This window comes from Streptomyces capparidis (assembly GCF_054782095.1).
The window spans coordinates 1-14,346 of sequence record NZ_BAAGTD010000007.1 but is presented as its reverse complement, the minus strand read 5'-3'; the positions used below and the strand labels follow the sequence as shown (position 1 = coordinate 14,346).

Below are 14,346 nucleotides of genomic sequence, written 5' to 3'. Positions count from 1 at the left end.
GCGGGTCACACCCCGGCGGGGTGAACGTTTTTGCCGGGCGGCGCCGGCGTCCTCGGGCGCCGGCGCCGCAGCACCATCCGCAGGCCGCCGAGCGGACGCAGCGTCACGGTCGGCTGGAGGCGCGGCACCCCGCCGGGGATCAGGTCGAGCCGGTACCGCTGCGCGGTCATCGCGACCGCCAGCGCCGTCTCGATCAGCGCGAACACATTGCCCACGCAGCCGCGGCGCCCGCCGCCGAACGGGATGAACGCGTACCGGTGCCGGCCCGCCGACCGGCCCGGCAGGAACCGCTCCGGGTCGAACCCCTCCGGGTTGTCCCACGCGTCCGGGTGGCGGTGCACCAGGTACGGCGGCACGGCCACGGTGGCGCCCGCGGGTATGCGCACGCCGTCGATCACGTCCTCGCCGAGCGCGTCCCGCTCCAGCGTCCAGAACGGCGGGTACAGGCGCATCGACTCGCTCAGCACCGCCTTCGTCCACACCAGTTCGTCCAGGTCCTCGGGCGTGGGGACGCGGCCGGCGAGCACGGTGTCCACCTCCTCCTCCAGCCGCTCCCTGGCGCCGGGGTTGGCGGACAGCAGGTACATCGTCCAGGTGAGCGTGGTGGCGCTGGTCTCGTGCCCGGCCATGAGGAACGTCATGATCTCGTCCCGCAACTGCCGGTCGTCGATCGCCGAGCCGTCCTCGTACCGGGCCTCCAGCAGCGCGTCCAGCAGGTCGCGCGGCCGGTCGCCGCTGTTCGGGCGGGCCCGCCGCTCGGCCACCAGGCGCTCCACCACGTCCTCCACGGCCGCCACCGCGGCCGCCCAGCGGCGGTAGCCGGGGGTGGTGCGCAGCCCGAGCCGCGGGGCGCTCAGCAGCAGCGGGTTGCGCATCGCGGTGACCGCGAAGTCCTGCATCCGCGTCACCGCGGGGGAGACCCGGGCCGCGGTGCCGCTCAGGTCGGCGCCGAACAGGGCCTCGCCCACGATGGTGAGCGTCAGCAGGCTCATCGCCTCCGACACGTTCACCACCGCGCCGTCGGGCTCCCGATCCCACGCGTCCAGCGTCCGCGCGACGTTGCGCGCCATCACCGGCTGGAGCGCGGCCACCCGCTTGTAGGAGAACATGGGCTGGATCAGCCTGCGCTGGCGCTCCCACAGCTCGCCCTCACTGGTCACCAGGCCGTCGCCGAGGAAGACCCGCAGCGGGCGGTAGGTCAGCGCCTTGACGTAGTTGTCCTGGCGGGCGACGAAGACGTGCTCGGCGTGCGCCGGGGCGCACAGCAGGTACAGCTCGTGGCCCGGGACCAGGGGGACCCGCACCAGGTCCCCGTAGCGGCGGTACAGCTCGATCCCGGCGGCCAGCGGGTCCCGGCCGAGCGCGGCGAGCAGCCGTGGGCTCTCCCTCCTGCTCGGTCCCGGCGCGGTACGGCCCGGCATGCGGTCCTCCTAGGCTTGCGTCGACGGTGGGGTCGGCGGTGGATTCGGCGGTGGATTCTGCGGGGGGAACGGTGGTGGGGCGGGGAGGTCAGGCGTTCCTGCGGCGCAGCACCATCGACAGCTCCTGCTTGGGCCGCAGGGTCACGGTGACCTTCGGCTCCGGGTCGAAGCCGGGCAGCAGGTCCAGCCGGTACCGCTGGGTGATCATCGCCAGCGCGAGGGTGACCTCCATCAGCGCGAAGACGTTGCCGATGCAGCCGCGGCGCCCGCCGCCGAACGGGATGAACGCGTACCGGTGCCGGCCCGCCGACCGCTGGGGCAGGAACCGCTCCGGATCGAACGCCTCCGGGTTCTCCCACACGCCCGGGTGGCGGTGCACCAGGTACGGCGGCACCACGACCGTGCTGCCGGGCCGGATCGGCACCCCGCCGACCTCGTCCTCCTCCACCGCGTCCCGCTCCACCGTCCACACCGGCGGGTACAGGCGCATGGACTCGCTCAGCACCGCCTTCGTCCACACCAGCTTGTCCAGGTCGTCGGGGCCCGGGACCCGGCCGGCCAGGACCGTGTCCACCTCCTCCTCCAGCCGCTCCCTGGCGCCCGGCGAGGTGGACAGCAGGTAGAACGTCCACGCCAGGCAGTTGGCGCTGGTCTCGTGCCCGGCCATGAAGAAGGTGACGATCTCGTCGCGCAACTGCTTGTCGTCGATCGCCGTGCCGTCGTCGTAGCGGGCGGCGAGCAGCGCGTCCAGCAGGTCGCGCGGCGCCCCCTGGGCCGGCCGGGTGCGCCGCTCGGCGATCACCCGGGTCACCACCTCGTCGATGGTGGCCATCGCCCGGTCCCACTGCCGGAAGCCGGGGCTGGTGTAGCGGGCCATGGTGGTGGACACCCAGGTGAACGGGTTGCGGATCACCTTGGTCACCGCGTCCTGGAGGGTCTCCACCGCGTGGAAGATGCGGTCCTTCTCGCCGCTGACGTCGGCGCCGAACAGGGTGGCCCCCACGATGTCCAGCGTCATCCCGCTCATCTCGGCGGCCGTGTCCACCACCGTGCCGTCGGGGAGGCGGTCCCAGTCGTCCAGCATCCGCTCCACCGCCGCCGCCATCAGCGGCTCCAGCGCGGCGACCCGCTTGTACGAGAACAGCGGCTGGATCAGCCTGCGCTGGCGCTCCCACAGCTCGCCGTCGCTGGTGATCAGGCCGAGCCCGATCCACTCCCGCAGCGGCCGGTAGGTGAACGCCTTGCCGTAGCGGGCCTGCCGGGCCACCAGGATGTGCTCGACGTGCTCGGGGCGGCAGAACAGGTGGAAGCTGCGCCCGGGCGCGACGGGCATCCGCACCACGTCGCCGTACCGGCTCACCAGTCGGTACATCGACCGCAGCGGATCGGTCACCGCCAACCGCAGCAGTCCGGGTATCTGGTGCGGGCCCGGCCCCGGTGCGTCACGTCCCATCGCCCCCGTGTCCCCCTTCTGAGTCGTCCGTGTCCGTCGAGCCGACGCCGCCACCGCCACGACCCGGCGGCCCCCGCTGCTCGACGCGCGAGGGAGAACCTATGCCAGAACCGCTTGAATATCGCCAGTGCGCGCTCCCGGGGGCCCCGAGCCGGGGCTCCCGGTCCCCGCGCGGTGCGCGTCGCCGCGACGCGCGGGTCACCGACGAGGACGCGCTCCGCGGCCACGGCGTTCCCGCGGCGGCGCGGCGCCGCGTGGGCGGCGGGCCCACGCGCGGTGCGCGCCGGGGACTCGCGGCGCCCGCGCGCCGGGCGGGCAGGGGACCGGCGGCGCCGCGCTCCGGCGCGCCCGTGGGCGCGGAGGCCGGGGCCCCGCGCCCCACCCGGCTACTCCCACCCGATCGCCCGTACGACGTCGAGCCTGCCCGCCTGGCGGGCCGGGGGCCAGGCGCCGGCCATGGCGATGAGGATCGCGCCCACCGCGAGGCCGATCGCCGCGGGGGCGATCCCGAACGGGATCTCCATGGCGACGACCTTCCCCATCACGTCCGCCGAAAGGTAGTGCAGCACCGTGCCGACCACCAGCCCGGACAGGCCCCCGACCAGGCTCACCGCCGCCGCCTCGGCGAGGATCACCCGCCGGATGTAGCGCCTGCTGCCGCCCAGCGCCCGCAGGATGCCCAGCTCCCTGCGCCGCTCCACCACCGACAGCATCAGCGTGTTCAGCAGCGCCAGCGCCGCCACGCCCGCGATCACCCACTGGAGGGCCAGCGCCAGGGCGCCCATCTGGCGCACCGCCGCCTTGGTGGCGTCCACCGACTCCGCGCCCGTCAGCACGTTCACCGGGTACGGCTGCTGCCCGGCCAGCCGCTCCACCGCGGCGCGCACCGCCTTCCGGTCGGTCCCCGGGGCGAGCAGCACCTCGTAGAACGACGCGCCCGGCACGCCGTACCAGCGGGTCAGCCGGTCCATGGACAGGGCGACGAGCCCCGCGTCCATGCTCACGTAGTCGACCACGTCGGCGACCCGGACCCGCCGGTCGCCCTCCGCCGTCGGCAGCGTCAGCGTCCCGCCCTCCGACAGGCCGTGGTCCTTGGCGAACGCCCGGGAGACCACCACGCCCGAGCCGTCGAGCAGCGCCTCGCGCGCCCGCGGGGAGGCCAGCCGGTACGCCGTGGAGTTGCTCGGCCCGTCCACGCCCTCCAGCAGGGCCCGGCCGTCCGCCAGGTTGAGGTAGGTGAACTGCCCGGCCACCACCCGCCGCACGCCGTCGATCCCGGCGAGCTCCTCCCCGAACGAGTCGGGCAGCAGCGGCCGTACCGGCAGCACGTCCTTCGCGGCCCGCTGCACCACGAAGTCGGAGTCCGCCAGGGTGGAGACGTTCTCGGACGCGGCGTCCACCGTGTTCTGGGAGGCGCCCGTGGTGGCCGCGCCGATCGCCACGGCCAGGCAGACCGTCATCCCGGTGGCCCACACCCGGCGCGGCGCCCGGTCCACCGAGGACGCGGCGATCCGCCCCGACGCGCCGAGCCGCCCCGCCAGCCACGAGGTGGCCCGCGTCATCGGGCCGAGCAGCGCGTACCCCAGCAGGATCACGCCCAGCAGGAACAGCGACCCGCTGCCGAACGCCCGCGCGTCGTCGAACGCGGCGCCGACCACGAAGGCCAGCGCGAACAGCACCGCCGCGCCGGCCAGCGCCCAGACGCGCCCGGCGTTCGGGCCCTCGGCGGCGTCCGACGGGTCGGCCGGGCGCATCGCCTCCACCGGCCGCACCCGGGAGACCCGGCGGGCCGCCAGCCACGAGGCGAGCAGGCCCGCGCACGCGCACGCCACCACGGCCACGGGCACCGCGCTCGCCGGCATCGCCAGCTCGATGCGGGCGTCCACCGAGTCGGTGATCGCCGGGGGCAGGGAGTCCACCGACACGCCCGCCATCCCGTACCCGAGCACGCTGCCGACCGCCGCGCCGGCCAGCGCCACCAGCAGGGCCTCGGTGAGGAAGTCCCGCATGATCGGGCGGCGGCGGGCGCCCAGCGCCCGCAGCGCGGCCATCTCGGCGCGGCGCTCGGCCGCGGCCATGTTCATCGTGTTGAAGATCAGGAACCCGGCGACGGCGAGGGCCATCATGGCGACCAGCAGCGTGATGTTGCGGATCATCGCGGTGGCCTCGTCCGCCTGCTCGGCGCGGAACGACGGCTCGGCCACGAACGCCCCGGGCCCGAGCGTGCCGGTGAGGCGCTCGCGCAGCTCCCCGGTGTCCGTGCCCGGCCGCGCCACCACCAGCACCGACTCCAGGCGGTCGCCGAACCCGCTCAGGCGCTGCGCCAGCGGCAGCGGGGCGAGCGCGTAGGCGCCGCCGTTGAGCCGGTCCGCGCCGGCGCCGGTCAGCGTGCCCGCCACCCGCACCCGGGCGTCCTGCCCGGTCATGGACTGCACGCCGACCGCGTCGTCGCCGCCGACCCGCCCGGCGAGCCCGGGGCCGGCCAGGATCGCGTCGCCGCCGTCCTCGGCGGCCGCCCCGTCGATCACGGCCGACAGGTCGCTGTGCAGGTCGCGGGCGCGGGCGTCGGTGCCGAAGAGCAGCACCCGCTCGCCGTCCACGTACACCGGGGAGCGCACCAGCGGCACCGCCGTGCGCACGCCCTCGGTGGCCTCGATCCGGGCCAGCGCCGACGGCGTGAGGCCGCCGTCCGTCCGGCCGGTGACCTCCAGGTCCGCGTCGCCCGCGACCCGCTGCGACAGGCGCTCCACGGAGCCGCCGACCGAGCCGTAGATGCCGAGCACCGCGACGATCAGGGCCGCGGAGACCGTGACCACGCCGAACGACAGACCCGTCCTGGCCGGGTGCTCGCGCAGGTAGCGCAGGTTGAACAGGCGCAGCCGGGCCAGCGGCACGGTGAGCAGCCGGATCACCGCAGCCCTCCGTCACCGACGAACTTGGCCACGACCTCCTGCGGCATGCCGTCGGCGGCGATCTCGCCGTCGACCAGCAGCACCGCGCGGTCGCTGCGCAGCGCCGCGTCCATGCTGTGGGTGACCATGACCACCGCGCGCTCGGCGTCGTCGTGCGCGATCCCGGCGAGCAGCTCGAGGATCTCCGCGCCGGTGCGGGAGTCCAGGTTGCCCGTGGGCTCGTCGGCGAGGATCACGCCCGGGTTCATGATCAGGGCGCGGGCGACGGCCACCCGCTGCATCTGCCCGCCGGACATCTCGCCGGGCCGGTTGCCGACCCGGTCGCCCAGGCCCACCCGCTCGAGCAGCGCCATCGCCTCGTCGCGCACGTCGGCCAGGCGGGTGCCGTCCAGCAGGCGCGGCACGGCGACGTTCTCCCACGCCGTCAGGGCGGGCAGCAGGTTGAAGAACTGGAAGATGAAGCCCACCCGCGCCCGGCGCAGGTCCGCCAGGTGGTCGTCGTCGAGCTCGCCCAGGTCGGTGCCGTCGAGCAGCACCCGGCCCGAGGTGGGGGTGTCCAGGGCGCCCATCATGTGCAGCATCGTGCTCTTGCCGGAGCCGCTCGGCCCGAGGACGGAGACGAGCTGCCCGCCCCGCACGGAGAGGGACACCCCGTTCAGCGCCCGGACGGACTGCCGGCCGCGTCGGTACTCGCGGACGACGCTGTCGAGCTCGAGTCGTGCCATTGAACCGGTGCTCCCCTCGTCGGGTCCGACCACCGGTGCGTGACGCGGCGGTCCCCTCGGCCCTGCCACTTGCCGTGAGCAAGTCTCCACCAACGGTGGCGGGTTGACCAGGCGATCCAGGAGCGGTCGGAGCCTGAGCCTCACCGACGGTCACCGGCAGGGGCGCGCCGACGTGGGAAGACGCCCGCCGGAGGCGGGTCGCCGTACCGTTCGCCGGATCGGAGATCCACTCGATCGGGGGACGCGTGGGCGCGTCACGGCCACGAGACCCCTCCCCGCCGGGCGGGCGGGTCAGCGCAGTCTGCCGGGCAGCCAGCGCAACTGGGCCTGCTGCTGGAACGGGCCGCCGCCCTCGTGCTCGTTGAAGTCGTAGACCTCGATGTGCTTGTCCTCGCCCGCGTACGCGTTGAACGCCGCGAACACCGTGGACGGCGGGCAGACCCGGTCCTCCAGCGCGGCGGAGAACAGCGCGGGGGCGCGGCCGCGGGCGGCGAAGTGGACGCCGTCGAAGTAGGACAGGGTGCGCAGGACCTGCTCGCCGCGGTGGCGGTGCGCCTTGAGGTACAGGGCGATCTCGCGGTACGGGTGCCGGTCGGTGAGGGTGACCGCGCGCGGGAACTGGCACAGGAACGGCACGTCGGGGGCTATCGCGGCGAGGTCGGGCACCAGCCCGCACACGGCCAGGGTGATGCCGCCGCCCTGGCTGCCGCCGATCGCCGCCACCCGGGAGGGGTCGGCCAGCGGGTGCGAGCGGGCCGCCTCCACGGCGCGCACGGCGTCGGTGAAGACCCGCCGGTAGAAGTAGTCGTGCGGGTCGAGGACGCCGCGGGTCATGAAGCCCGGGTAGGCGGGGCCGCTGCCGACCGGGTCCTCGGTGTCGCCGGGGGTGCCGCCGGTGCCCTGGCCGCGGGTGTCCATCACGAAGTGCGCGAAGCCCGCGTTCGCCCACAGCAGGTGGGTGTGCGGCAGCCCGCGCCCCCCGCCGTACCCGATGAACTCCACCACCACGGGCAGCGGCTCGCGGGTCCCCGCCGGGAGCACGAACCAGCCCTTGACGGGGTGGCCGCCGAACCCGGCGAACGTCACGTCGTGCACCTCGACGCCGCTCAGCGGCAGCGCGACCGGGGTGAAGACGGCGCCCAGGTCGAACTCGCGGGCCTCGGCGAGGGTCTTCTCCCAGAACTGGTCGAAGTCCTCGGGTTCGTTCGTCCGCGGTCGGTAGGCGCGCAGCTCGTCGATCGGCAGGTCGAACAGGGCCATGGAGGGCAGCTCCTCGAGCGGGCGGGGGAAGGACGTCGGCGGTCGGGTGCGGACGGCGCTGTCCGGTGCTCGCCGGATGTGCAGACAAGCACGATCACAGGGTGCCTGACAAGGGGATACGTGCTTCGACGGCGGCCCGCTCGGGCGCGGTGCCCGGCGGTGGACGGGGCGGCGCGGCACCCGTGGGGCGCGGAGGCGGGCGGGCGCCCCGCTGGTTCGCGTGACTGACTGTCGTTCGGTGGGGTGAACGCAGGGGGTGTGTTGCGGGTCCGTCGGTGAGGCGCCGCGGCGCGGTGCGGTCCCCCGCGACGCGGGTGGCCCAGGCGGACGCCTCGGGCGCGTCCGTCCGGGCCACCCGGCGGTGCGGTGCCTCAGCAGCGGCGGCCGCTGTTGAGGCAGTTCGCCACCTGCCGGTTCTGCCGGTCAGAAAGGACGTTGACGAAGTCGCCGTGGTCGGTCACCGGCTTGTGCAACTGCTCGGGGAAGGAGTCCACCGCGAAGTTCGGCTGCGCCGGCACGTCGTAGACCAGCCGCTGCACCAACTGCGGGATGGCCCGGAAGCCCTGCGGGCAGGAGCCGTCGGCCGCGGCGAACGCCACGTGGGTGCGGTGGTTGGCGCTGTCGATGTTCTGGCCGTCCCAGCAGCTCTGGAACTTGAAGGTGCGCACGACCTTGCTGCCCGCCGGGCACAGCGGGTACTTGTCCTTCAACTGCACCCTGTTCTCGAAGCCGGTGCAGGACCAGGACGCGTTGGCGTTGGCCGTGCCGTTGGTGTGCGCCTTGGCGTCACCGGTGATGATCCGCAGGAAGCGCGGCATCGCGGTCACCTTGGCGCGCGGGTTGCCCTGGAAGAAGATCTGCGCCTCGGACGGCTTGACGATCCTGCCGACGTTGCCCTCGGTGCCGCCGCCCGGCGCGGCCGCGTCCCGCTCCTGGGTGCCGTCCTGGACGCGCAGCACCGGCCAGAAGTAGGCGGACTTGTCGCCGTTGGTGCAGGTGGTGCCCGCGGCGGCCAGGCTCTCGTTGGTGGAGAAGCCGTCGGTGGTCAGGTTGCCGACGTAGTCGTGCATGTGGTGGGCGCCGTTGCTCACACCGGGCGCGACGATCATGTTGTCCGAGTTGAAGTGGCCGTTCTCGTTGGTGCCGCACCGGGAGGTGAAGGTCCCCGTCGAGGCGCCGCCGCGGTTGCGCTTGCCCTGCACGTTCGGCTGGACCTTGGTGATGTCCACGAAGTCCGACGCGACCGGGCCGTTGCCCGCCTGGCCGTTGCCGCCCTGGTCGCCGCCGTTGTTCCCGCCGCCGGTGTTGCCGCCGTCGCCGTTGCCCCCGTTCTGCTGCGGGGTCTCCTTGACGTCGGGCTGGGGCTGGCCCTTCTTCAGGGTGCAGGCGGCGAGGCGGTCCAGGCCCTGCGGCTTGGTGCCGCCCCGGCCGATGGCGATGGCGATGCGGTCGATCGCCGCGACCCGCTTGTCCTTCAGCGGGCCGAGGATCGCGTTCTGCACGAAGTTCGGGCCGCCCTGGCCCTGCGACGTCCTCAGGCGCTCGTACGCCTCGGCGACCTGCCTGTCCAGCAGGGCGAGGTTGCGGTCGACCTCGGCGCGGGCCCGCTGCGGCACCTCGGGGAGTTGCAGGCCGACGTCGGGGCAGTCGATGGTGTCGGTCGCGCTGACCACGTTCCGCTGCTGGTTCGAGCCCCCGCTCTTGGATCCTCCGGCGGAGGCGTTCGCGGTGACGAACGCGATGCCGCCGCCCCCCAAGGCCAGGACCGCGACCGCCGCCACCGTCCTGTTGACGATCGGCGAGCGCTTGTGACGTTGTTGCCGGCTCATGTAGGCACCCTCACTCGGTCGGTACGACGTGCAGCCCCCTTGCTGAGTTACGGAGCGGGAGTTGGCCGTGTTCAAACATCCGCCACATCCGTCCCGGCGGTTCCGCGCAGGGCGTCAGCCCCCGCCGTGACCCGGGTGCTCCGAGCCGTGCTCCCCCGCTCGGCCCGCGCCGGACGCCGCCGCCTGCCCGCCGCCCGGGTGCCCGTCGTGGGAGGCGCCCTCCTCGATGCGTCCGCCGAGCTCGGTGCGCAGGGCCGTCAGGGAGCTGCTCGGCTGCGCCGTGACGAGCCAGCGCTCGCCCACCAGGTAGGTGCCGCCGTAGTCCCTGGCCTCGGCCAGATAGGCGGCCTGGCCCGCGTCCTCGGCGAAGGTGAGCAGCCGGTACTTCCCCTCGCCGGTGGTGCACGCGCCCTGGCGCAGCTCCTCGGCGTCCACGACCACGTCCGCGTCGCAGCCGATGGCCGAGGCCAACTGCTCCAGGGTGGCCGGTTCGGCCGCCGGGGCCCGGTCCGCCTCCGCGGGCGCCGACGAACCCGCCCCGGCCGACGGCTTCCTGGCGCCGTCCTGCCCGCCGCCGTCCGAGTCGGCTCCACAGGCGGCGGTGAGCAGCAGCGCGAACGCGGCGGCGGCCGGGGGCAGCAGGGACAGGCGGCGCGAGGTGCGTGTCATCACTGGCTTCTCTCCGTACGGGCGTGACCGGGCCATCCCCCCGACCGGGCACCTTAGACCCGCCGGGACGGGGCGTGCGGGCCGATCGCGGAACCTCGCCGATGCCCCCGACCGGGTGACGGGCGGTGAGGGCCACCCGGGGGGAGCGCCCGGCAGGTGGGATCCGGTCGATTCACATAAGGTGCGAAACGAACAATTCGATCGGTCATATCAAGGTTTTCAGCCGTGATCCGGGGTACTCGGCTCGACCCGAGAGGCCCCTGAGGTCGCCACACGGCCCCGAGGACAGGAGAAGCGATGTCCATACCCACCCGGCGGTGGCACCGGGCGGTCGTCACCGGAGGCGCCGGCTTCGTCGGCTCGCACCTGGGCACCGCTCTGATGGAACGCGGCACGGCCGTCGTGTGCGTGGACGACTTCTGCACCGGATCGCCCGACAACGTCGCACACCTGGCCGGGCGGGACGGGTTCGCGCTGCTGCGCGCCGACGTCACCGAACCCTTCCGCGTGCCGGGCCCGGTGGACCTGGTGCTGCACTTCGCCTCGCCCGCCTCGCCCGCCGACTACCTGCGGCTGCCGTTGCACACCCTGGAGGCGGGCAGCCTGGGCACCCGCAACGCCCTGGCGCTGGCCCGCGAGCACGGCGCCCGGTTCGTGCTCGCCTCCACCTCCGAGGTGTACGGCGACCCCGAGCAGCACCCGCAGAACGAGCGCTACTGGGGGAACGTCAACCCCGTGGGGCCGCGCAGCGTGTACGACGAGGCCAAGCGGTACGCGGAGGCGCTCACCACGGCGGAGGGCGCGGAACACGGGCTCGACACGGCGATCGTGCGCCTGTTCAACACCTACGGCGCGCGGATGCGGGCCAGGGACGGGCGGGCCGTGCCGACGTTCATCCGCCAGGCGCTCGCGGGCGAGCCGCTCACCGTGGCGGGCGACGGCGGGCAGACCCGCTCCCTCACCCATGTGGACGACACGGTCGAGGGCGTGCTGGCCCTGGCCGCGTCCGACCTCACCGGGCCGGTCAACATCGGCAACCCCGGTGAGCTGACGATCCTCGAACTCGCCCGCCTGGTGGTGGAGCTGACCGGCTCGGCCTCGGGCATCCGCTTCGTCGAGCGGCCGGTGGACGACCCGTCGGTGCGCTGCCCGGACATCACCCTGGCCAGGGACAAGCTCCAGTGGGAGCCCCGCGTGCCGGCCCGGGAGGGCCTGGCGCGCACGATCGCGTGGTTCCGCGAGCACCAGGAGGCGTGAGCGGGACGGGCCGCCCCGACCGGACGGCACCGCGGGCGCGCCCGGAAGGCGGCGGCCGGGAGGCCGCGGCCGACGGCACGGCCCCGGCGACCGGCAGCCCCCCCGTGACCGGCAGCCCCCGCGACCGACAGGCCCCGGGACGGCCCGGAGGCGGCCTCCGGAGCAGGACGGCCCGACCGACGTCCGCCCACCGCCCCACCGCACCTCGCCCCCACCAGCGAAAGGCAAGCCACCCCGCGACGCCCCCGTCGAAAGGCACCGTCCATGCGCATCCTGGGCATCAACGCACTGTTCCACGACCCCGCGGCCGCCCTGGTCGTCGACGGGCGCACCGTCGCCGCCGCGGAGGAGGAGCGCTTCTCCCGCCGCAAGCACGGCAAGCGCCCGGTGCCCTTCTCCGCCTGGGAACTGCCGGAGAAGGCCGCCTCCTGGTGCCTGGCCCAGGCCGGGCTGCGCCCGCAGGACCTGGACGCGGTGGCCTACTCCTTCGACCCGGCCCTGGCCCGGCCCGCGGAGCGGATGGGGCTGCACGACCCGTGGGACCACCTGCGGCTCGCCTACGCCCGCGAGGCGCCCGGCTTCCTCGCCGAGGCCCTGCCGGGGCTCGACCCGGAGCAGGTGCGCTTCGTCCCCCACCACGTCGCCCACGCGGCCTCCGCCGCCCACGCCGTGGACGGCGCCGCCGACCCGGCGTCGGTGCTGGTCCTGGACGGCCGCGGCGAGGCCACCTCCCACCTGGCGGCCCGCCGCGTCGGCGGGCGCCTGGAACCGCTCGCCGGGCAGCGGCTGCCGCACTCCCTGGGCCTGGTCTACGAGGAGCTCACCGCCCACCTCGGCTTCCTGCGCTCCAGCGACGAGTACAAGGTGATGGCGCTGGCCTCCCACGGCCGCCCCCGGATGCTGGCGGAGCTGCGCCGCCACGTGTACGCCACCGGCGACGGCGGCTTCCACGCCGCGGGCGTCCCCTGGGCGGAGTACTGCCCGGCCAGGCGCCCGGAGCAGACCTGGACCCAGGACCACGCCGACCTCGCCGCCTCCGCGCAGGCCGTGCTGGAGGAGGTGCTGCTCGACCTGGTGGCGTGGCTGCACGGCCGCACCGGGGACCGGCTGCTGACCATGGCCGGGGGAGTGGCGCTGAACTGCGTGGCCAACTCGCGGATCGCCCGGGAGGGCCCGTTCGGCCGGGTGTGGGTGCAGCCCGCCGCCGGGGACGCCGGCACGGCGCTCGGCGGCGCGCTGCACCTGGCGGCAGGGGCGGGCGAGGACGTCGCGCCCATGCCGGGCGCCGACCTCGGCCGCGGCTGGTCCGACGCCGAGCTGGAGGCGTGGCTGAAGACGGCGGGCGTGCCGTACGAGCGGCCCGCCGACGTGGCCGCCGAGGTGGCGCGGACGCTGGCGGACAACGGCATCGTGGCGTGGTTCCAGGGCCGCAGCGAGTACGGCCCGCGGGCGCTGGGCCACCGGTCGCTGCTCGCCCACCCCGGGCACTGCGGCAACCTGGAGCGGCTCAACGACGTCAAGGGCCGCGAGCAGTTCCGCCCGGTCGCCCCGATGGTGCTCGCCGAACGGGCCGCGGAGATCTTCGACGGGCCGCTGCCCAGCCCCTACATGCTGTTCGTGCACGACGTGGCCCCGGCCTGGCGGGAGCGGATCCCCGCCGTGGTGCACGTGGACGGCACCGCCCGCATCCAGACCGTGGACCGGGGCGGCGAGCCGCTGGTGGCCCGGATGCTGGAGGAGTTCGAACGGCGCACCGGGCTGCCCGTCGTCGTCAACACCAGCCTGAACACGGCCGGGCGGCCCATGGTGGACGACCCGCGCGACGCCCTGGAGTGCTTCGGGTCCGCGCCGGTGGACCTGCTCGCGATCGGCTCGTTCGTGGTGCGGCGCGGCCGGATATTCGCCCACCGCGGCGCCGAGGGGGAGGCCCAGCCGTGAGCGACCTGCCCGAGCACCCCGCACGCCCCCAGGGCCGCCGCACCCCCGGCGGCAGGGCCCGCCGCGCCCGCAGGGGCGGCGCCCGGCGCCCCGTCCCCGCGCCCGTGTACGCCGTGGTGGTGCCCACCGTCGGGCGCCCCGGCCTCACTGCCTGCCTGGACGCGCTGGCCGCGGGCGAGGGACCGCTGCCGCGGCGCGTGGTCGTGGTGGACGACCGGCCGCTGGACCAGTGCGCGCCGCTGAGGCTGTCGGTGCCCGAGCCGCTGCGGGACCGCCTGACCGTGGTGGCCGGCTGCGGGCGCGGCCCCGCGGCGGCCCGCAACACCGGATGGCGGTCCGTGGACGAGCCGTGGGTGGTGTTCCTCGACGACGACACCGTGCCGGGACCCGGCTGGCGCCGCGCCCTGGCCGCCGACCTGGCCCGCGCCGGTGAGCGCACCGGCGGAGTGCAGGGCCGCATCCGGGTGCCGCTGCCGCCGGGACGCCGGCCCACCGACTGGGAGCGCGGCACCGCCGGGCTCGCCGGCGCGCGCTGGATCACCGCCGACATGGCCTACCGCCGCCGGGCGCTGGCCCAGGCGGGCGGCTTCGACGAGCGGTTCCGGCGCGCTTTCCGCGAGGACGCCGACCTGGCGCTGCGGGTGCTGGACGCCGGGTGGGAGCTGGCCGAGGGCGCCCGCGTCACCGCCCACCCGGTGCGGCCCGCCGACCGCTGGGTGTCGCTGCGGCAGCAGGCGGGCAACGCCGACGACGTGCTGATGACCCGGCTGCACGGCCGCGACTGGTGGCACCGGGCCGGGGCGCCCCGGGGCCGGCTGCCCGCGCACCTGGCGGTGACCGGCGCCGCGGCGGGCGCGCTGACCTGCGCCGCCGCCCGGCGCC

10 protein-coding genes are annotated in these 14,346 nt (G+C 75.1%); 3 read left to right on the top strand and 7 right to left on the bottom strand.

Going from position 1 to position 14,346, the window contains the following annotated elements; translation table 11 throughout:
* Nucleotides 1-5: 5 nt before the first annotated feature.
* The 7 genes from ACYVO2_RS08160 to ACYVO2_RS08130 form a co-directional block, all read right to left on the bottom strand.
* Nucleotides 6-1,421, bottom strand: a complete 1,416-nt coding sequence (locus ACYVO2_RS08160; protein ID WP_461006946.1) for a cytochrome P450 — start codon at nt 1,419-1,421, stop codon at nt 6-8.
* An 88-nt stretch (nt 1,422-1,509) separates the two neighbouring features.
* Nucleotides 1,510-2,874: a cytochrome P450 gene (locus ACYVO2_RS08155; RefSeq protein WP_461006945.1), complete on the bottom strand. Its 1,365-nt coding sequence runs from the start codon at nt 2,872-2,874 to the stop codon at nt 1,510-1,512.
* Between the two features lie 386 nt (nt 2,875-3,260).
* Nucleotides 3,261-5,786 (bottom strand): FtsX-like permease family protein, encoded by a 2,526-nt coding sequence (locus ACYVO2_RS08150; RefSeq protein ID WP_461006944.1) that lies wholly within the window; start codon nt 5,784-5,786, stop codon nt 3,261-3,263.
* Nucleotides 5,783-6,511 (bottom strand): ABC transporter ATP-binding protein, encoded by a 729-nt coding sequence (locus ACYVO2_RS08145; RefSeq protein WP_461006943.1) that lies wholly within the window; start codon nt 6,509-6,511, stop codon nt 5,783-5,785. The genes ACYVO2_RS08150 and ACYVO2_RS08145 overlap by 4 nt, the downstream gene beginning before the upstream one ends.
* Nucleotides 6,512-6,802: 291 nt before the next feature.
* Complete coding sequence (locus ACYVO2_RS08140; protein WP_461006942.1) at nt 6,803-7,771, bottom strand: acetylxylan esterase; 969 nt, start codon at nt 7,769-7,771, stop codon at nt 6,803-6,805.
* Between the two features lie 371 nt (nt 7,772-8,142).
* On the bottom strand, nt 8,143-9,600 hold the full coding sequence (locus ACYVO2_RS08135) for a DUF1996 domain-containing protein (protein WP_461006941.1): 1,458 nt from the start codon (nt 9,598-9,600) through the stop codon (nt 8,143-8,145).
* 114 nt (nt 9,601-9,714) lie between these two features.
* Complete coding sequence (locus ACYVO2_RS08130) at nt 9,715-10,269, bottom strand: hypothetical protein (RefSeq protein ID WP_461006940.1); 555 nt, start codon at nt 10,267-10,269, stop codon at nt 9,715-9,717.
* Between the two features lie 297 nt (nt 10,270-10,566).
* On the opposite strand from ACYVO2_RS08130, the gene ACYVO2_RS08125 reads away from it, so the two are divergent.
* The 3 genes from ACYVO2_RS08125 to ACYVO2_RS08115 form a co-directional block, all read left to right on the top strand.
* Entirely contained in the window at nt 10,567-11,526 is a 960-nt protein-coding gene (locus ACYVO2_RS08125; RefSeq protein ID WP_461006939.1) for a UDP-glucuronic acid decarboxylase family protein, read from the top strand.
* Nucleotides 11,527-11,790: 264 nt separating this feature from the next.
* Complete coding sequence (locus tag ACYVO2_RS08120; protein ID WP_461006938.1) at nt 11,791-13,464, top strand: carbamoyltransferase family protein; 1,674 nt, start codon at nt 11,791-11,793, stop codon at nt 13,462-13,464.
* Between the two features lie 104 nt (nt 13,465-13,568).
* On the top strand, nt 13,569-14,346 hold a 778-nt coding region (locus ACYVO2_RS08115; RefSeq protein WP_461007085.1), incomplete at its 3' end, for a glycosyltransferase family 2 protein.